Source organism: Actimicrobium sp. CCI2.3, assembly GCF_035019065.1.
Taxonomy (GTDB): domain Bacteria; phylum Pseudomonadota; class Gammaproteobacteria; order Burkholderiales; family Burkholderiaceae_D; genus Actimicrobium.
Genome location: NZ_JASJWR010000029.1, coordinates 14577 through 33864 on the forward strand (window position 1 = coordinate 14577; position 19288 = coordinate 33864).

Annotated in this window: 10 protein-coding genes; 7 read left to right on the forward strand and 3 right to left on the reverse strand. The window is 61.1% G+C overall.

The window, feature by feature from the left end; all coding sequences use genetic code 11:
- The first annotated feature begins 149 nt into the window (after positions 1–149).
- From prpB to prpF, 4 genes are all read left to right on the forward strand, one after another.
- Positions 150–1043 carry a methylisocitrate lyase gene (prpB, locus tag QN370_RS15755; RefSeq protein ID WP_322126792.1) on the forward strand — a complete coding sequence of 298 codons (894 nt, stop codon included), beginning with the start codon at positions 150–152 and terminating at the stop codon, positions 1041–1043.
- A 31-nt stretch (positions 1044–1074) separates the two neighbouring features.
- Entirely contained in the window at positions 1075–2226 is a 1152-nt protein-coding gene (gene prpC / locus QN370_RS15760; protein WP_322126793.1) for a 2-methylcitrate synthase, read from the forward strand.
- A gap of 39 nt (positions 2227–2265) precedes the next feature.
- Complete coding sequence (gene acnD, locus QN370_RS15765; RefSeq protein ID WP_322126794.1) at positions 2266–4860, forward strand: Fe/S-dependent 2-methylisocitrate dehydratase AcnD; 2595 nt, start codon at positions 2266–2268, stop codon at positions 4858–4860.
- An 85-nt stretch (positions 4861–4945) separates the two neighbouring features.
- A complete protein-coding gene (gene prpF / locus QN370_RS15770) occupies positions 4946–6127 on the forward strand; it encodes a 2-methylaconitate cis-trans isomerase PrpF (protein WP_322126795.1) in 1182 nt (393 codons plus the stop codon).
- A 329-nt stretch (positions 6128–6456) separates the two neighbouring features.
- Here prpF and QN370_RS15775 read toward each other — a convergent pair whose 3' ends face one another.
- Positions 6457–6834 carry a helix-turn-helix transcriptional regulator gene (locus tag QN370_RS15775; protein ID WP_322126796.1) on the reverse strand — a complete coding sequence of 126 codons (378 nt, stop codon included), beginning with the start codon at positions 6832–6834 and terminating at the stop codon, positions 6457–6459.
- Positions 6835–6949: 115 nt separating this feature from the next.
- Here QN370_RS15775 and QN370_RS15780 point away from each other — a divergent pair, with 115 nt between their 5' ends.
- Together QN370_RS15780 and QN370_RS15785 are read left to right on the forward strand one after the other, a co-directional pair.
- Positions 6950–7216 (forward strand): hypothetical protein, encoded by a 267-nt coding sequence (locus QN370_RS15780; protein WP_322126797.1) that lies wholly within the window; start codon positions 6950–6952, stop codon positions 7214–7216.
- A gap of 191 nt (positions 7217–7407) precedes the next feature.
- The gene (locus QN370_RS15785) at positions 7408–7725 is read left to right on the forward strand and encodes a hypothetical protein (RefSeq protein ID WP_322126798.1); all 318 of its coding nucleotides are present in this window, start codon (positions 7408–7410) and stop codon (positions 7723–7725) included.
- A 339-nt stretch (positions 7726–8064) separates the two neighbouring features.
- Here the strand turns inward: QN370_RS15785 and xth are convergent, their stop codons facing one another.
- The gene (gene xth / locus QN370_RS15790) at positions 8065–8835 is read right to left on the reverse strand and encodes an exodeoxyribonuclease III (RefSeq protein WP_322126799.1); all 771 of its coding nucleotides are present in this window, start codon (positions 8833–8835) and stop codon (positions 8065–8067) included.
- A gap of 354 nt (positions 8836–9189) precedes the next feature.
- Here xth and QN370_RS15795 point away from each other — a divergent pair, with 354 nt between their 5' ends.
- The gene (locus QN370_RS15795) at positions 9190–10011 is read left to right on the forward strand and encodes a prohibitin family protein (protein ID WP_322126800.1); all 822 of its coding nucleotides are present in this window, start codon (positions 9190–9192) and stop codon (positions 10009–10011) included.
- Positions 10012–10331: 320 nt separating this feature from the next.
- Here the strand turns inward: QN370_RS15795 and QN370_RS15800 are convergent, their stop codons facing one another.
- Entirely contained in the window at positions 10332–19064 is an 8733-nt protein-coding gene (locus QN370_RS15800; RefSeq protein ID WP_322126801.1) for a GH36-type glycosyl hydrolase domain-containing protein, read from the reverse strand.
- Positions 19065–19288 lie beyond the last annotated feature (224 nt).

Consider the following 19288-nt stretch of genomic DNA (forward strand, 5'->3'; position numbering starts at 1 on the left):
GAAACGATTCCTGGCGAATGCAAAAGCCCAGGCGAATGCGCCCCTTGTTGCACTGCAAGGGTTGGCAGCGATGCGTCGCAAGGTGGCACGGCGATTGCACTAGTGGGCGCAAGCAATTCCGATGAAACACACTCGAAAGTGACCCTCCCATGTCCCAGTATTCCGCAGGTGCTGCGTTCCGCAAGGCGATGCAAGAAGAATCCCCGTTGCAAGTCGTTGGTGCCATCAATGCCAATCATGCGTTGCTGGCAAAACGTGCCGGCTTCAAGGCCATCTACCTGTCGGGTGGCGGCGTGGCAGCCGGTTCGCTGGGCTTGCCGGACCTGGGCATTACCACGCTTGATGATGTGCTCACCGACGTGCGCCGCATCACCGATGTCTGCGACCTGCCGCTGCTGGTCGATGTCGATACCGGCTTCGGTTCGTCGGCTTTCAATGTAGCCCGTACCGTCAAGTCGATGATCAAGTTCGGTGCCGCTGCGATGCACATCGAAGACCAGGTCGGCGCCAAGCGCTGCGGTCATCGTCCGAACAAGGAAATCGTCACGCTGCAGGAAATGGTTGATCGCATCAAGGCTGCCGTCGATGCCCGTACCGATGAGAACTTCGTGATCATGGCGCGTACCGATGCACTCGCCGTCGAAGGACTGGACGCCGCGCTCGAACGCGCGATCGCTTGTGTCGAAGCCGGTGCCGACATGATCTTCCCGGAAGCCATTACCGAACTGGCGATGTACAAGCAGTTCGCCGCCGCCGTCAAGGTGCCGGTGCTGGCCAATATCACCGAGTTCGGTGCCACACCGTTGTTCACCGTGGATGAACTCAAGTCGGCTGATGTCGGGCTGGTGCTGTATCCGCTGTCGGCTTTCCGCGCCATGAACAAGGCCGCCGAAAACGTCTACACCGCGATCCGCCGCGACGGCTCGCAGCAAGCCGTGGTCGACACGATGCAGACCCGCAAGGAGCTTTACGACCGCATCGATTACTACTCGTACGAAGACAAGCTCGACGCGCTGTTCGCTGCACAGAACGCCAAAAAATAATTCAGACATCATTCAAGAAGAGAGACCCGCCATGACCGAATCCGTACCTGCTTTCAAGCCGAAAAAATCCGTTGCATTGTCCGGTGTCACCGCTGGCAATACCGCACTGTGCACGGTCGGCAAGACCGGTAATGATCTGCACTATCGCGGCTACGACATTCTCGATATCGCTGACACCTGCGAATTTGAAGAGATCGCGCATTTGCTGGTACACGGCAAACTGCCGACCAGCGCCGAACTGCATGCTTACAAGACCAAACTGAAAGCCCTGCGCGGCTTGCCTGCCAATGTGAAGCTGGTGCTCGAAGCGTTGCCGGCGTCGTCGCATCCGATGGATGTGATGCGCACCGGCGTCTCGGCGATGGGTTGCATGCTGCCGGAAAAAGACGATCACAACACGCCGGGTGCACGCGATATCGCGGACCGCCTGATGGCGTCGCTTGGCTCGATGCTGCTGTACTGGCATCACTACAGCAGCAACGGCAAACGCATCGAAACGCAGACCGAAGACGAATCTATTGGCGCGCATTTCCTGCATCTGCTGCACGGCAAGAAGCCATCCGAAGCGTGGGAAAAAGCGATGCACACGTCGCTGATCCTGTACGCCGAACACGAATTCAATGCCTCGACGTTTGCTGCCCGCGTGGTCGCTGGCACAGGCTCGGACATGTTCTCTGCGATCACCGGCGGCATCGGTGCGTTGCGCGGACCCAAGCATGGTGGTGCCAATGAAGTCGCCTTTGAAATCCAGAAACGCTACGACAATCCCGATGAAGCCGAAGCCGACATCCGTCGCCGCGTCGACAACAAGGAAGTCGTGATCGGTTTTGGTCATCCGGTCTATACCGTTTCGGACCCGCGCAACAAGGTCATCAAGGATGTTGCCCGAGCGCTGTCGATCGAAGAAGGCTCGACCAAGATGTTCGATATCGCCGAGCGTCTCGAAACCGTGATGTGGGAAGCCAAGCGGATGTTCCCTAACCTCGACTGGTTCTCGGCGGTGTCGTACCACATGATGGGCGTGCCGACCGCGATGTTCACGCCACTGTTCGTCATCGCACGGACGTCAGGCTGGGCCGCGCATATCATCGAGCAACGCATCGACAACAAGATCATTCGCCCGAGCGCCAACTATGTCGGTCCTGATGATCTGGCTTTTGTGCCGATCAGCAAGCGCAAGTAAGAACGCGTTAGCGCCTCCACACCTTCTCTAAAGGACGCCATGAATAGCGAATACCGCAAGCCCCTGCCGGGCACCAAGCTCGATTATTTTGACACCCGCGCCGCAGTCGATGCCATCACCCCCGGCGCATACGCCACGCTGCCCTACACCTCGCGTGTACTGGCCGAAAACCTGGTCCGTCGCTGCGATCCGGCGACGCTCAAGGCGTCGCTGTTGCAACTCATTGAGCGCAAGCAGGACCTGGATTTTCCGTGGTTCCCGGCCCGCGTGGTCTGCCATGACATCCTCGGTCAGACCGCGCTGGTCGACCTGGCTGGCCTGCGTGATGCGATTGCTGCCGAGGGCGGCGATCCTGCGCTGGTCAATCCGGTGGTGCCGACCCAGCTGGTGGTGGACCACTCGCTGGCGGTGGAATTCGGTGGCTTCGACAAGGATGCGTTCGAAAAAAATCGCGCCATCGAAGACCGTCGTAACGATGACCGTTTTCATTTCATCGACTGGACCAAGAAGGCGTTCAAGAACGTCGACGTGATCCCGTCAGGTAATGGCATCCTGCATCAGATCAACCTCGAAAGCATGAGCCCGGTGATCCAGGTCAAGGACAACGTGGCCTTCCCGGATACGCTGGTCGGGACCGACTCGCATACTCCGATGGTCGATGCGCTGGGCGTGCTGGCCATTGGTGTCGGTGGCCTCGAAGCCGAAAGCGTGATGCTGGGACGCGCCTCCTACATGCGTCTGCCGGACATCATCGGCGTCGAGCTGACCGGCAAGCCGCAGCCCGGTATCACGGCCACCGATACGGTGCTGGCGCTGACCGAGTTCTTGCGCAACGCCAAAGTCGTGTCGTCGTACCTCGAATTCTTCGGTGCCGGTGCGGCCCACTTGACGCTGGGTGACCGCGCCACGATTTCAAACATGGCACCGGAATACGGCTCCACCGCAGCGATGTTCTACATCGATGCGCAAACCATCACGTACCTGAAGCTGACTGGCCGCGACGACGAACTGGTCAAGCTGGTCGAAATTTATGCGCGCGAAACCGGCCTGTGGGCCGAGACGCTGACCGAGGTGAAGTACGAACGTGTCTTGCACTTTGACCTCAGCACTGTCGTGCGCAACATGGCCGGACCATCGAATCCGCACAAGCGCGTGCCGACCTCGGAACTGGCTGCACGCGGTATCGCCGGCAAGGTCGAGAACGAGCCGGGGTTGTTGCCCGATGGTGCCGTGATCATTGCCGCCATCACCAGTTGCACCAACACCAGCAATCCGCGCAACATGATTGCCGCCGGCCTGCTGGCACGCAATGCCAACCGGCGCGGCCTGACCCGCAAGCCGTGGGTAAAAAGCTCGCTGGCCCCCGGCTCGAAAACGGTTGCGCTGTATCTGGAAGAAGCCAAGCTGTTGCCCGAACTGGAAACCCTCGGCTTCGGTGTGGTCGCCTTTGCCTGCACGACCTGCAACGGCATGAGCGGCGCGCTCGATCCGGTGATTCAGGAGGAGCTGATTGCACGCGACCTGTACGCCACCGCCGTGTTGTCGGGCAACCGCAATTTCGACGGTCGTATTCATCCGTATGCGAAGCAGGCATTCCTGGCGTCGCCGCCATTGGTGGTGGCCTATGCGATTGCCGGCACCATCCGGTTTGACATCGAAAAAGATGTACTCGGTCTGGATCAGGAGGGCAAGCCGGTACTGCTGGCCGATATCTGGCCGCTTGATGAAGAGATCGACGCCATCGTTGCTGCCAGCGTCAAGCCGGAACAGTTCCGCAAGGTCTACACACCGATGTTCGCGCGCCAGGCCGACGATGGCGTGAAGGTCAGTCCGCTGTATGACTGGCGCCCGACCACCACCTACATCCGCCGTCCGCCGTATTGGGAAGGCGCGCTGGCAGGAGAGCGTACGTTGAAGGGCATGCGTCCGCTGGCGGTCCTCGGTGACAACATCACGACCGACCACTTGTCGCCCTCGAACGCGATCATGCTCGACAGCGCAGCCGGTGCGTATCTGGCAAAAATGGGTTTGCCGGAAGTCGACTTCAATTCGTACGCCACGCATCGCGGCGATCACCTCACAGCGCAGCGTGCGACCTTTGCCAATCCGACGCTGAAGAATGAAATGGTCCTGGAGAATGGCAAAGTCAAGGCCGGTTCGCTGGCCCGTATCGAACCCGAAGGCCAGGTCACCCGCATGTGGGAAGCGATCGAAACCTACATGGAACGCAAGCAGCCGCTTATCATCATTGCCGGTGCCGACTATGGCCAGGGCTCGTCGCGTGACTGGGCGGCCAAAGGCGTGCGGTTGGCTGGTGTGGAAGCGATTGCGGCCGAAGGCTTCGAGCGGATTCACCGGACCAATCTGGTCGGCATGGGCGTGTTGCCGCTGGAGTTCAAGGCGGGCGTGAATCGTCTGACGCTGGCCATTGACGGCACCGAAACTTTTGATGTGATCGGTGACCGTACGCCGCGTACCACGATGACGCTGGTCATCACGCGCAAGAATGGCGAGTGCGTCGAGGTGCCGGTGACCTGCCGTCTCGATACGTTTGAAGAGGTGGCCATTTACGAAGCCGGCGGCGTGTTGCAGCGCTTCGCACAGGACTTTCTTGAATCGACCAAAGCGGCGTAATTTGCGCTGACCCTTCGTATCCGGCATCAGCCTCGCGGGGTGGCGCAGCACTGTGCCACCCCGTTATTTTTTAGGAGAACCATTCATGTATTACCCACCCCAGATCAAGATTGCTGCCACCTACATGCGTGGCGGCACCAGCAAAGGCGTGTTCTTCCGTTTGCAGGATTTGCCGGTTGCCGCCCAGGTCCCCGGCGCGGCACGCGATGCGCTGCTGCTGCGCGTCATCGGCAGTCCCGACCCGTACGGCAAGCAGATCGACGGCATGGGTGCGGCCACGTCCAGCACCAGCAAAACCGTCATCCTGTCCAAGAGCAGCAAGCCCGAACATGATGTCGATTACCTGTTCGGTCAGGTCGCCATCGACAAGGCCTTTGTTGACTGGAGCGGCAACTGCGGCAACCTGTCAGCCGCTGTCGGCGCGTTCGCGATCAGCAGCGGCTTGGTGCATGCGAGTCGTGTGCCCCGGGACGGCATCGCCATCGTCCGCATCTGGCAAGCCAATATCGGCAAGAGCATCATCGCGCACGTGCCCGTCACTAACGGCGAAGTGCAGGAAACCGGTGACTTTGAACTCGATGGCGTGACCTTTCCGGCAGCCGAAGTGCAGCTCGAATTCATGGACCCGGCCGCCGACGAAGAAGGCGGTAGCGGCGCGATGTTCCCGACCGGGAACGTGATTGATCAACTGGAAGTGCCCGGCTTCGGCACGTTCACAGTGACGATGATCAACGCCGGCATTCCCACCATTTTTGTCAATGCCGACGCGCTCGGCTACACCGGCACCGAACTGCAGGGCGCGATCAATGGCGACGCCAAGGCGCTGGCCATGTTCGAGACCATCCGCGCCTACGGTGCTGTGCGCATGGGCCTGATCCAGCACATCGACGATGCGGCCAAGCGCCAGCACACGCCGAAGGTGGCATTCGTGGCGAAGCCGGCGGCCTATGTGTCGTCGAGCGGCAAAGCGGTTGCAGTAGCTGACATCGACTTACTGGTGCGCGCGCTGTCGATGGGGCAGTTGCATCACGCGATGATGGGCACGGCAGCAGTCGCCATCGGTACGGCGGCAGCGATTCCGGGCACGCTGGTCAATCTGGCAGCGGGTGGCGGGGCGCGCAATGCAGTGCGCTTCGGCCATCCGTCAGGCACCTTGCGGGTCGGTGCGGAAGCCAGTCAGGTCGATGGCGTGTGGCGCGTCGCGAAGGCGATCATGAGTCGTAGTGCGCGGGTGCTGATGGAGGGGATGGTGCGGGTGCCGGGGTAAAGTGCATTGCGGATGGCTTGCCTAGGAGCCTGTCGGACTTAGGGAATCGAAGCGAAAAAATAGCTGGGCGAGGACAGATTTTGCCGGTTTCGCAGTGCCAATAGCGAGCTATTGGCCAAGAAAGTGGTGAAATATGGACCGTCCAGGTATTTTTGCAGCCGATTCTCCCTAAGTCCGACAGGCTCCTAGTGTGCATAGTGCGTCTCGTTGTTGATCAAGAGACTAAGTGCACAGTCTTTACCAAATGGGGTAACTATGTAGAGCATTACCCCGATACAAATGAGAACCTGCGCCTGTGTGTACCACGGCGTTCCTGACCATCGCCGCACTCATAAGCCGCCACTTTCCGGACCGGTTTTCTTGCTGCGGATGCGTTGCGGCAGTTGCTGGTCCATCAGTGCCAGTCCCAGTTCGTCCTCTCCGGTATCGAGCAGCGTAGTGATCCTGGTCAGTTCGCCCATCACTTGCATGGCGCGCACAACGGTGCCCCATGCTACGGTGCCATCGCCTTTTTCCAGACGGCGCAATGTCGCCACCGAAATGCCGACACGTTCCGCCATCGAGACTTGTGAATAGCGCCGGCGGCGGCGGGCGAGAGCGAGATCGTGGCCGAACTCGACGAGGGCGCGGCGGACAGGTAATGGCTGCGGCAGTGCTCCGAGTTTGGCGCTCGTATTTGATCGGTTAATTGGTTTAATCGCTTTCATACAAGCGATTGTCGTGCAAGCGATCCGCCATTGCAAGTACGCTGATGCCCCCGCGTCACCTTCCCGCTCACCCTATGCCAGAATGGTGCCCCCATCACCGCACCCCGGAGTTCCCTTGAGATCAACCCGCGCCACTGCCGCCGTCGAACGCCTGAAAGCGCGCAGCGGCAATCCCGATTACGCGATGATGCGTACCTCCGCCGGCCTGTTTTGTCTGCTGCTTGGGCCGGCTGCGGACCCGGCGTCGCGCTTGTCCGACTTGCTTGAACTCGACGCGTTCGTGGCATTCGTCAATACCTTCGGCCCGCAGATTCCACGTCGCATGACAAAAAACGATGCCGCGTTCGAGAAGCAACTGGTTGGAAAAAAGCCACTGGTCTAAGTCGCTCTACGGCGTTGACCGCCGGGTAAGTGAGTCGCCGCACATAAGCGAGCGATTAAGTGCCGCAACTTGCGCAATATCGGGACTGACGTGCGTGGTGCCCGTCATACTGGCGGTTGGGCCACGGCCCGGCTATCCGCGCCGCTGGCCTTTCTCAAGCACTACTGACCCATTCAGCTTACGGAGAACACATGAACAAACTTTCCCTTGTCATCCTGATGACCCTCGCCGGCCTTGCCGGAACCGCCAACGCTCAGAGCTCCAGCGGAATCACCGAGAGCACCGACCCGGCAAAGATCGCCGCCATCGAGCAGCGTGCGCAGGCACTCGGCCACCAGGCATCGGCACCTGCGTCCGGGGCGATGATGAACGACGGTAAACACCACGGCGACATGCAGCACGACAAAATGCACGATGGTAAAAAACATCACGGCAAGAAGCACCACCGCATGATGCGTGGAGATAAGGCAGCGGCAGCGCCGATGCCTATGCCACCCGCAAAGCCGTAACCACGAATGCCGGAGCAACGCGTGCATTGCTGCGTGCGTTGCTCCGGCTTTAGCGTAGTAGACAAAAAAATTGTTTCGATGAAAAAGAAGGGTCGGAGAAATATTTTCCGTAAGGCTCCTTTGGAACCTGTTCAGTTTTCCAAGGATGAAGCCGTCTAAGAATCCTATTCTCTCCCTGCAAAACAAAGTATTATTCAACGATAAAAAAATGGGATACAAAAAGACTGCATTGTTCGAGAAACAAATGATCTGTCTTTATCACGTTGGAATAACCCTGAGGCATCTCGGCCCCAACTCGCCAGTAAATCCACGGCAACGTGCAGCCATCAGAGCCACCAATCAGCCCAACTCAATCGTCGCCACCACCGGCGTGTGATCCGAAGGCTGCTCCCATTTGCGCGGTACCTTGTCGATCACGCAGGACGTGCACGCCGCCGCCAGTTCCTTCGACAGCAAGATATGGTCGATGCGCATGCCGGCATTGCGGCGGAACCCCATCTGCCGGTAATCCCACCAGCTGAACAATTTATCGGCCTGCTCGAACAGCCGGAACGCATCCGTCAGCTCCAGCGCGATCATGCGCTGGAAGGCGGCCCGTTCCGGCTCCGACACCAGGATCTGCCCGACCCATGCGGCCGGATCGTGGACGTCGCGGTCTTCCGGCGCGATGTTGTAATCGCCGAGCAGAGCAAATTTCGGATGCGCCGCCATCTCCAGTTCCAGCCACTGCTGCAAGCCATCGAGCCAGCGCAATTTGTACTGGTACTTGTCGGAATCCGGCGACTGTCCGTTCGGGATATACGCGCAGATCACGCGCACGCCATCAATGGTTGCGGCGATCAGGCGCTGCTGCTCGTCGGCAAAATGCGGGTTGTTGCGCACCACGTCGGTCATCGGTTGCTTCGACAGGATGGCCACGCCGTTATAGGTTTTCTGGCCGCTGAACGCAACGTGATAACCGGCTGCCTCGATCTCGGCCTGCGGAAATTTTTCATCGATGGTCTTGGTCTCTTGCAGGCACAGCACATCAATGGGGTTGTCGGCCAGCCATTGCAGAACTTGCGGCAGGCGGACTTTGAGGGAGTTGACGTTCCAGGTGGCGATTTTCATGTGAGGTGGTGTGAGTAGATAGTGTGGCGAGGTTTTATCACAGATTGGGCAAGTGAATTTTGTTGGACAGGTGGGTTTGCAGCTTGATACGGATTGCTGACAGAGCAAAAACTAAAAGTAATAAGATTGGTACCTACGGTGGTAAGCTCAATCTCCGTTTTCCAGGAACGGGTCGTCAATCTACATAACGCTTTTCGAGGACCCTTTGGTTGCATTTCACGATGGTGAGATGGCGTCCATGCAGACGACATCTGCAAGAACAATGGGGCCAAAAAGGTTGACGTATTGTGAGGTTTGACTGTGGGCTTTGAAACCAGGTACGCAGACATTAATAAGTCTTTATAGGGGAAAAAAATGGAAATGGAGTCCCGTCGTATGCATCTATTGGCGAAGATTGCCGCTGTCGTGATTGGTTTGGTAATGGTGTCTTTCATTGCGCCGTTTGCTACTGTTCCGGCGGGCAATCGCGGTGTCATGACGACCTTTGGCCGCCCGTCAGAGGAGGTGTTTTCGGAAGGGATACATTGGCGCTGGCCCATTGCTCAGACCATGCATCTTGTTTCCGTCGCGATCAAAAAAGGCGAAGGGGATGGTGATGCCGCGTCGAAGGACCTGCAAACGGTGCATACCAAGGTGGCGATCAATTATCACGTGCGGCCGGATGCGGTTGTCTCGGTCTTTCGTGATCTGGGTAATGAACCTGGCGAGCGCATCATTATTCCGAGCGTACAAGAGGCCGTCAAAGCGGTGACAGCGAGATTCACAGCCGAAGAGCTGATTTCAAGACGATCCGAGGTGCGTGACAACATTGTGTCGGCGCTCAAGGAACGTATGACCAGGCACGGACTGATCGTGGATGAATTTTCCATCGTCAACTTCAATTTCAGCCGGACTTTTAATGAAGCGATTGAAGCGAAGACAACCGCTGATCAGCTCAAGATGAAAGCCGAGCGTGATCTTCAGCGGATCGACGTGGAAGGGCGGCAGAAAATTTCGCGGGCCCGTGCAGAAGCTGACTCGCTGGCACTCCAGCGCGCGCAGGTCACGCCAGAGCTACTTCGCCTGCGTGAAAACGAGAATCAGGCGAAGGCCATTGAAAAGTGGGATGGCAGGTTGCCGACCATGATGAGTTCGGCGGTACCTTTACCTTTTATCAGCGCGAGTCCCGCAAAGTAGACGGCTTGTTTGGCAAGCAGGTGTCACTGACTGTGGAGTGACACGGATACTGCTTGCGAATTATGGAGCGCAAAGTCGATGAGCGAACGTCAGCGCTGCACAACTTACTCCCGGCGTTGGTTGGCCGTTCGGTGCAATGCCCTGCGGTTATTGCACCCTACGATTTTGGTGAAGCCGGCTGCATCATCACGAAAATATCCACGGCCTCCCGTAGGGTGCAATAACCAACGGGCATTGCACCGAGCGCACCACCGATCGACGCCAAGAGAGCTAGCGCATCCGGTGCAACGCCCTGCGGCTATTGCATGGCTCGCAAAATATCACTCCACCACCAGCACCACCCGATGCTCCCGCCCATCATTAACCATCCCCACCGTCACCCCATCCTGCACCACGCCATCCACCGTCAATCCCGCCACCGTCCCGCGACGCACCGTGATCAGATACAGGCTGTCGCGAAACCGGTAGCGCAGCGTGAAGGTGTCCCATCCCGCCGGCAGCAACGGTGCCAGATGCAGGCGATTGATTTCCAGCGTGATGCCCAGCAGCGATTCGATGATCAGCCGGTACATCCAGCCTGACGAGCCGGTGTACCAGGTCCAGCCGCCGCGTCCGACATGCGGCGATACGGCATAGACATCGGCGGCGACCACGTACGGTTCGACCTTGTACAGCGCCACCTCCTCGGCGGTACGCGCATGGTTGACCGGGTTGATCATGTCGAGCAATTCCCAGGCGCGCGCGCCGTCGCCGAGTTTGGCAAACGCCATCGCGGTCCAGATTGCCGCGTGGGTGTACTGGCCGCCGTTTTCGCGTACGCCGGGAACGTAGCCACGGATGTAGCCGGGATTCAGGTCGGAGGTGCTGAATGGCGGATCGAGTAGCTGTATCAACGCCGCGTCGCGTCGCACCAGTCGCTGGTTGACCTGTTCCATCGCGTGGGCCGCACGGGTTGGGTCGGCGGCACCGGACAACACGGCCCAGCTTTGCGAGATCGAGTCAATCTGGCATTCGTCGTTGCTGGCCGAGCCGAGCGGCGTGCCGTCATCAAAATACGCGCGCCGGTACCAGTCGCCATCCCAGGCGTGGGCTTCGACATTGGTGCGCAACAGCGCCGCCTGTTCAAGGCAGCGCGTGGCGAACGGCAGGTCGTCGACCAGGGTGGCGACCTCGGCAAAGCGCTGCAATACGTCGAGCAGAAAGAACGCCAGCCACACGCTTTCGCCTTTGCCGTGTTCGCCGACCTTGTCCATGCCATCGTTCCAGTCGCACGAGCCGATCAGCGGCAAGCCGTGGCTGCCAAAGCGCCAGCCATGTTCGATGGCACGCACGCAATGCTGGTACAGGCTGGCGGTTTCACCGGAGCGTTGCGGCAAGTCGTAATACGAGTCCTCGCCGGTAGCGACCGGCCGCCCTTCGAGGAAGTGCGTGACTTCGTTGAGCACGCCATGGTCTCCGCTGGCCATGACGTAGCGATGGGTCGCCAGCGGCAGCCACAGGTAATCGTCCGAGCAATGCGTGCGCACACCGCGATCGGCCGGCGGATGCCACCAGTGCTGGACGTCGCCTTCGACGAACTGGTGCGCGGCGCAGCGCAGCAGCTGTTCGCGCAGCAGGTGCGGTTCGGTGTGGATCAGGGCCATCGCATCCTGCAACTGGTCGCGGAAACCGTACGCGCCGCCCGACTGGTAATACCCGCTGCGGGCCCACAGCCGGCACGCAATGGTCTGGTACATCAGCCAGCCGTTGGCCAGCACATTGACGGCCGGATCAGGTGTGTCGATCTGCACTGCGCCCAGCACGTGATCCCAGTGCGCGTGCACCGCATCGAAGGCCGCGCGGGCCGGGCCAGAGCCCCGGTTACGCTGCACGAGGTCGCTGACATCGGCGCTGCGCCGGCCTGCCACGCCGAGCATGAAAATGACTTCGCGCTGCTGGCCATCGACCAGCTCCATCGGTACCTGGATCGCCGAACACGGATCGAATCCGGCACCGGTCTTGCCGGATAGTCGCACCCGGCCGAGTGCAGCCGGATTCTCCAGCGTGCCGTTACGACCGATGAATTCGGTGCGGTCGCCGGTGACGCTGCACTGGGCCGTGTCGACATCGAAGAAGGCGATGCGCTCGGCGAATTCGGTGTTGTACGCATTGCGTGCGAACAGGGCACCGGTCAGCGGATCAAGCTCGGTGACGATGTGCATCGCCGACTTGGCGCGCAGGTCGGCCAGCACCCATTCGACATAGCCGGTGGCCGACAGGCGGCGCGGCCGGCCCGAGCGGTTGGTGACTTTCAGCACCGAATACTTGATCGCCGCATCGAGCGCGACATAGACCCACAGTTCAGAATGGATGCCGTCCTGCTGATGCGAAAAAACGCTGTAACCGAAGCCATGCCGCGTCTCGTAGGTGCCACTACCGCGACACGGCAGCGGCGTCGGCGACCAGAACGCGCCGCTGTCGTCGTCGCGTAAATAAAACGCTTCACCGCTGCTGTCCGAGACCGGGTCGTTGTTCCAGGGCGTGAGGCGGAACTCATGCGCGTTCTCGCTCCATGTGTAGGCTTGTCCGCTCTCGGAAATCACGCTGCCGAAATACGGGTTGGCCAGCACGTTGCTCCACGGTGCCGGCGTGCGCTGGCTGGCGGAGGTGGTGATCAGGTATTCGCGGCCATCCGGGCTGAAGCCGCCGAGCCCATTGTCGAGTATCCGGTCAAGCGCGGGGACGACCACCGGCGGCAGCGCGGCCACATCGTCCGTCGCGCGCAGCGGCACCAGGGCCGGCAGGCGCAGTTCTGGCAGGTTGCGCCGGTTGATCTGGTCGGCCAGGGTGCCACGCTGGTCGCTCAGGATGGCGCGTGCCACCGACTTGATCAGGATGCGGTCTTCCGGCGCGATCTGTTCGGTCTGGCGCACGAAGATGCCACCGGGCCGGTCAATCGCTTGCGTACCGACGCCGGAAGAAACCAGCCCGATGATCTGTTCGTGCAGTTGCTGGTGATAGCTGGCGTGGTCTTCGTTCCAGATGACGAGGTCGACCGCCAACCCTTTCAGGCGCCAGTACGCGTGCGCCTGCACCAGCTGGCGCACCAGTTCGATGTTGGCCAGTTCCTTGATCTGGACCAGCACGATGGGCAGGTCGCCCGAGATCGCATGGCTCCACAGGCCGGACTGGCCGCGCCGGTTCCTGATCAGCACGCTGGCGTCGGCGCGCAGGGCCGGGTTCATGCTGACGATGGAACCGGCCAGCCGGCCATACAGCTGGGCATCGGTTTCGCTGGCATTGAGCTGGCGCAGTACGACCTGACTATGGGTCCAGGCCAGCTCGAAGACGCGGTCGGCCAGGTAGCGATCGCGGTATTTGGCGATCAGGTAGAGCGCTGCGTCGCGGGTCTCGACTACGCCGGTGACGATGTCGATGATGACCGATTCTTCGGGATCGAGTGTGATCTGGTAGCGCACCGCGACCACCGGATCGAGTACCGAGCCGGCGCTGTTCGACAGCGGCTGGACGGGCGATGTCAGTGCCACCGGTGCCTTCAGTGTATTGCCGCGACCGATGAATGCCAGCCGGTCGGTCTCGAACGACACCGTGCCGACGGCGCGGCCGTGCACCACGATCTGATGCAGCATCCATGGCAGCTGTTCACCCAGAGAACGCGGGCGGCGCGTGCACAGGATCGCGCCGCTTTCCTTGAGCAGTTCAGTCTGCACGAACAGGTTGCTGAAGGCCGGATGGGCGGCGTCTGCTGCTGCCGGTGCCAGTACGACTTCGGCATAACTGGTGACCTCGATCGTGCGGCGATGGTGCGAGCGGTTGGTGATTTTGCTGCGACGGATCTCGATGTCGTCTTCGGGCGAGACCACCACTTCGGTATGCATGTCGATGTCGCGGTCGGTGCGGCGGAACTCGGCCCGGCCTTCCGAAAAAATCACTTCGTACTGCTGTGGTTCGGTCAGCGTCGGCTGGTAGGTGCTGGACCAGAAATAGCCATCATCGACATCGCGCACATAACAGAAGGTGCCCCAGTTGTCGCGCGTGCTGTCGGCACGCCAGCGCGTCACGGCCAGATCTTTCCAGCGGCTTTCACTGCCGCCGGCATGGCTGATCATGACGTGATAACGACCATTCGAGAGCAGCTGGATTTCAGGGATGCGGCTGTCGGTGCGACGGAATACCCGCATCGGCATCGATTGCTCGCTGGCGCTGGTGCGGATGTCGGAGAGCTCGGTCGTGTTGGCATAACCGGTCAAGGCTTTCGGGATGCGTTCATGTAGCAGCAGCATGGTGGCCTGCAAGAGCGGGTCGGCGGCGAAGCGGCGTTGCATCGGCTGATCGCGCAGCAGATAGGCAAGGCTCAGAAAACCCATGCCCTGGTGATGCACCATGTACGACTGGATCACCGCAAAGGATTGCCCGCGCGGGAGTCGCGAAGCGGTGTAGTCGATCGCTTCGAACATGCCGTAGCGACCTTCGAAGCCGGCATCGGAGAGCCGTTGCAGGTTCAGGCAGGCCGCCTCGGGGGCCACCATCAGCGCCATCATCGTGGCATAGGGCGCGACGACGAGGTCATCGCCCAGCCCGCGCTTGAGGCCCAGGCCCGGCACGCCGAACGCGCGGTACTGGTAGTTGAGCGCGGCGTCGAAGGTGTTGTAGCCGGATTCCGAGATGCCCCACGGGACATCGCGCTGTGCGCCGTAATCGATCTGGCGCTGGACTGCAGCGCGGTAGGTCTGGTCGAGCAGCGTGTTGTCAAAGGTAGGCATCACCAGCAGTGGCATCAGGTATTCGAACATTGAACCGCTCCAGGACAGCAGGATCGGATCACCACCAGCGATCGTCAACTGGCGACCCAGCGCGAACCAGCTAATCTGCGGTAACTGGCCCTGGGCGATGGCAACGAAGGTGGCCAGCCGCGCTTCGGAAGCCAGCAAGTCGTAGAAGCTTTCGTCACGCCGGCGCTCGCTGACGTTGTAGCCGATGGCCAGCAGCTTGGTGGTGTGATCGACCAGGAAGTCGACATCGGCCCGGGCAAATTCGCTGGCCTGCAGGGCCAGCCGCTCGAGTTCGGCGATGCGCTCGGCGGCGCAGCGACTGCCTTGGTCCAGTGCCGTCAGCAGCAGGCGCAAGGTGTGCTCATCGTGTTCATTGGGCTCAGCCGGCAGGCTGGCATACTGTGCATCAAGCAGCGGCTGCAGTGTGCCCCGCAGGCGAGCAAGGCTGGCGAGCGTCGGGATGGTATCGAGCGCGCTGCGCAGCGCTGGCAAGCACGCCTGCTGCTGCAGCATCGGCATGAGCAGCCACGGTGCCAGCACGATCAGTTCATCATGCAGTTCGCGGCACTGGTTGGCCAGCGCATCGGCCCACCAGTGCAGCTCGGTATTGGCGCTCTCTGGCAGGCCGGTCCGGAAGGCCGCCGCCTCACTGGCCAGTTCGGCGAGCATCGCGCAGGCGCCATGCAGGCTGACCGGGGGAGTGCCGGCTGCCTGTTCGATCTGAGCGCGCAAAGTGGCCAGCGGTGCCAGCACGGTCGCGTCGCCACAAGCCACCAGGCTTGCCAGCGTATCGGCCAGGCCATCGATACTTTGCGGTGGCAGGATAGGCGCGTCAACCAGCATCAGCAGGCCGGGACGCAGCGTCAGCAAATGGCCGGACAGGTTGCCGCTGTCGACGCTGGAGACATACGTCGGCGCGAGCGGCTTGAGTTCTTGCGTGTCGTACCAGTTATAGAAATGGCCCCGGTAGCGTTCCAGCAAATCCATCGTGCGCAGCGTGTTGCCGGTGCGTTCGAGCAGCCGGCCCAGTGTCAGGTAACCGAAGTCCCAGGCGGCCAGGTTGGCCAGCAGCGACAGGCCGATATTGGTTGGCGAGGTGCGCCGCGCGATTACGGCGACGGGCTGCTCCTGCACGTTGTCAGGTGGTAGCCAGTGATCATCGGGACCGACGTAGGTCTCGAAAAAGCGCCAGGTCTTGCGTGCTAATTGGCGCAGGTAAGCGTTCTGTTCTGTCGTCAGTGTGGCCGTGCGAGGTTGTTGCGGCCGGCTGATCCACCAGGCGATGGTCGGCGACATCAACCAGAGCAACAGCAGCGGCGCAGCCAATATCAGCGACATCGGTTGCACCGCCAGCAGCCAGACGGCCATCGCCAGGGCCAGTGCCGGTGCTATCCACATCGCGCGCCAGCTCTCGCGCAGGCTAGCGCCTTTGCGGTCCACCACGCTCCCCGAGGGCTGCCATTCGAGCAGACGGCGTTTTGATATCAGCATGCGCCACAGCGTACGGCCAATCGCATCGAGACTGTAGGCCGCTTCGTGCGCCAGGAAAGTAAGTTGCAGGGCGCTGTGGGCGAGGTGCTGACCGGCACTGCGGCCAACTTCGTTGAGATGCTGGATCAGCACCACTTCGGCCGGCTTGCGCAGCAGGGTGATCAGTACGGCGATGCAGCTTGGTGTCAGCACGATCAGCAGGGCCACCAGTGTCCAGAACCAGCCGCCATCGCGTAGCGTCCAGCCGACCAGCAACAGCGCCGTCAGTGCCGGTGCCTCCAGGCTGCGACGCAAGTTGTCGAGTATTTTCCAGCGTGCCAGTGCCGACAGCGGATTGCGCTGACGCGGTGAACGCGTGCCGGTTGCGGTCGTCGGTCCGGGCACGCTCGGCAACAGCCATCCCAGCAATTGCCAGTCGCCGCGTATCCAGCGATGGCGGCGCTTGACGTCATCGCTGTAGCGCGATGGATATTCTTCGTGCAGTTGGGCGTCACTGATCAGGCCCGCGCGGGCATAGCAGCCTTCAAGCAGGTCGTGGCTGAGGATCTGGTTGTCGGGCAGCCGACCGTCGAGCGCTTGCTCGAAGGCATCGACGTCGTAGATGCCTTTGCCGATGAATGAACCTTCGTGAAATACATCCTGATAGACATCCGACACAGCACGTGTGTACGGATCGATGCCGGGAACGCCGGTGCAGAGTTTTTCGTAGAGCGATGCGTGGATGCCGGGCAGGCTGGAGGTCACGCGTGGCTGCAGGATGCCATAGCCTTCGGTGACCCGTTGCAGGCGCGGGTCGTAGCTGGCGCGGTTTAGCGGGTGCGCCAGCGTGGAGATGAACTGGCGGGCCGCATCACGCGGTAGCAGCGTGTCGGTATCGAGCGTGATCACGTAGCGCACTTGCTGCAGCGGTTCGGTATTGCCGACGATGCACGAGAACGCGCCTTCGGCACCGCCGCGCAGAAAATGGTTCAGGTCGCCCAGCTTGCCGCGCTTGCGCTCGTATCCCATCCAGAGCTGTTCATTCGAATTCCAGCGACGCGGCCGGTGCAGCAGTATGAACGGACTACCGGACTGATCCGCGTATTGGCGGTTCAGTGCGGCGATGGTATCGGCGGCATAGGCGATCAGCGCGGCATCACCGGGCAGGCGTTCGCTGGCGGCGTCCGGCAGATCGGTCAGCAGGCAAAAGCGCAGATGCGGATCGCGATTGGCCAGGTAGCGCACTTCGAGGGCTTCGCCCAGGCTGTCGATATTGGCGATGGAATACAGCATCGTCGGCACCACGACCAGCGCCCGCGCATCGGCCGGTATGCCCGCTGAAAAATCCAGCCGGGGCAGCGGTTGCGGTATCGCCAGCATCGTTGCCAGCCAGTTCACCAGTCCCAGCGCAAGCTGGCTGCTGCTCTGCGCAGCCAGAATGATGATGAGGATGAGTGTCCAGCGGGGCACGTCGCCGGTTTGCAGCACGATGGCGGTACAGGTCAGTGCCAGCAGGACCAGCATCGCGCCAAGGTAGCAGCTCAGCGGCCAGCACTTGACGATGTGTCGTAGTGCTTGCGGGAGTGTGCGGCGCAAGCCGATATCGCGTTCCAGCGTCGCCAGGCCGGGACCGAACAGATAGGTGCCGACATGAGCATTGCGGTGGTCGGCACCATGGAGGATGACGGCTTGCTGCGCCAGTGCGATGGCACGGGCAGCGACGTCCTGCTCGGATAGCGCGGTGCCACGGGCGAGTTGCTCGACGATGTGTCGGTAGCCATCACGCGTCGCAAAGTCCATCGCCCGGTAGCTCTGGTGGGGGTCTTGCTGCAGCGTTGCCTCGACGGCGCTGAGCGTCTCGACAAAATCGCGCCAGTCCATCGCGCCGAGAAAGCGCAGGCTGCCAATACTGTTGCTCATCGAGACCTGGTCGCGCGCCTGGTGCCGCGTATCGACCTGCACCAGGTGCTCGATGGTTTCGCCGCACTCCGACAACCGTTGCGCGATCCACGCCAGCGGCAGCGCCAGCGCCGGACTCTGGCCCTGCAGCCGGCGCGACAGTTCGGCCACGAATGACGGCACCAGAGGCTGGGCGGAACGGGCCATGTCGGCCACGACGAGGATCAGATCGCCGGGCTGCTTGTCGGCGGTCTCGGTCATGCGGTCGGCCCAGTTATTGGCCAGTGTGCGGTTGAGCAAGCTGACGTCGAGTCGCGCGGCGACGCGACGCAGGTTGTCGATCAAGGCCAGGCGCAGCATGATCGGGATCGCCCAGAGTTCGCCCAGTTTGAGGGGCAGCACGCTCTGGTAGGCCGCGATAAACAGCCGCAGGCTTTCCGGATCAACCCGGCCGTCGCCATGGGCAATGGTCTCCAGCGCGAGGTCATAGACGCGCGGCCAGCCGGCCGAGGGGCCGGTGGCGAGACGTGGCAACTGCTTGCTGTAGGGCTTTGGCAGATGACGCTTGGCGGTACGTATCTGCTCCTCGATCAGGTAAAAATTATCCAGCAACCATTCGGCCGCAGGCGTGATCTGGCGGTTCTCGCGGACTGCTGCCGTGAGCAGGTTGCAGGCACCGATGATGGTGGTTTCATTGCTGGCCAGCCGCGCCAGCAACTGGTCGACCCCCGGTTCTTCACTGATGCTGTGCGAGGCCGCCAGGACGGCACCATGCTGTTCCATTTGCGCTGCACCGTAGAGTTCGGCCCGCAACGGCGGTTCATCGTCAGTCGTGGCGCTGGCCACATCGGCAGGTCGTAGCGTCGCCATCGCAGGTGCCAGATCGAACAGCAGTTTGCGCAGTGCATTCATCAAGGTCGGACTTCTCTTTCTGGAAAGCGACTCCTGATGCGTGCACGACGGGCGCAAGACTGCTTGCGGCAGTGCTGGCGCACGAGGCGGGTCGGGACATGCAGGCGTCGAGGGTGTTCGGGGGAGAGGCGCGTATGAAGCGCGTCGATATCGGAGGAAGGCTAGCGCGGGGTGACAGACCGGGCTGTGCGACAGCGCACTTAAGGACGGACTTGTCGCTTGTC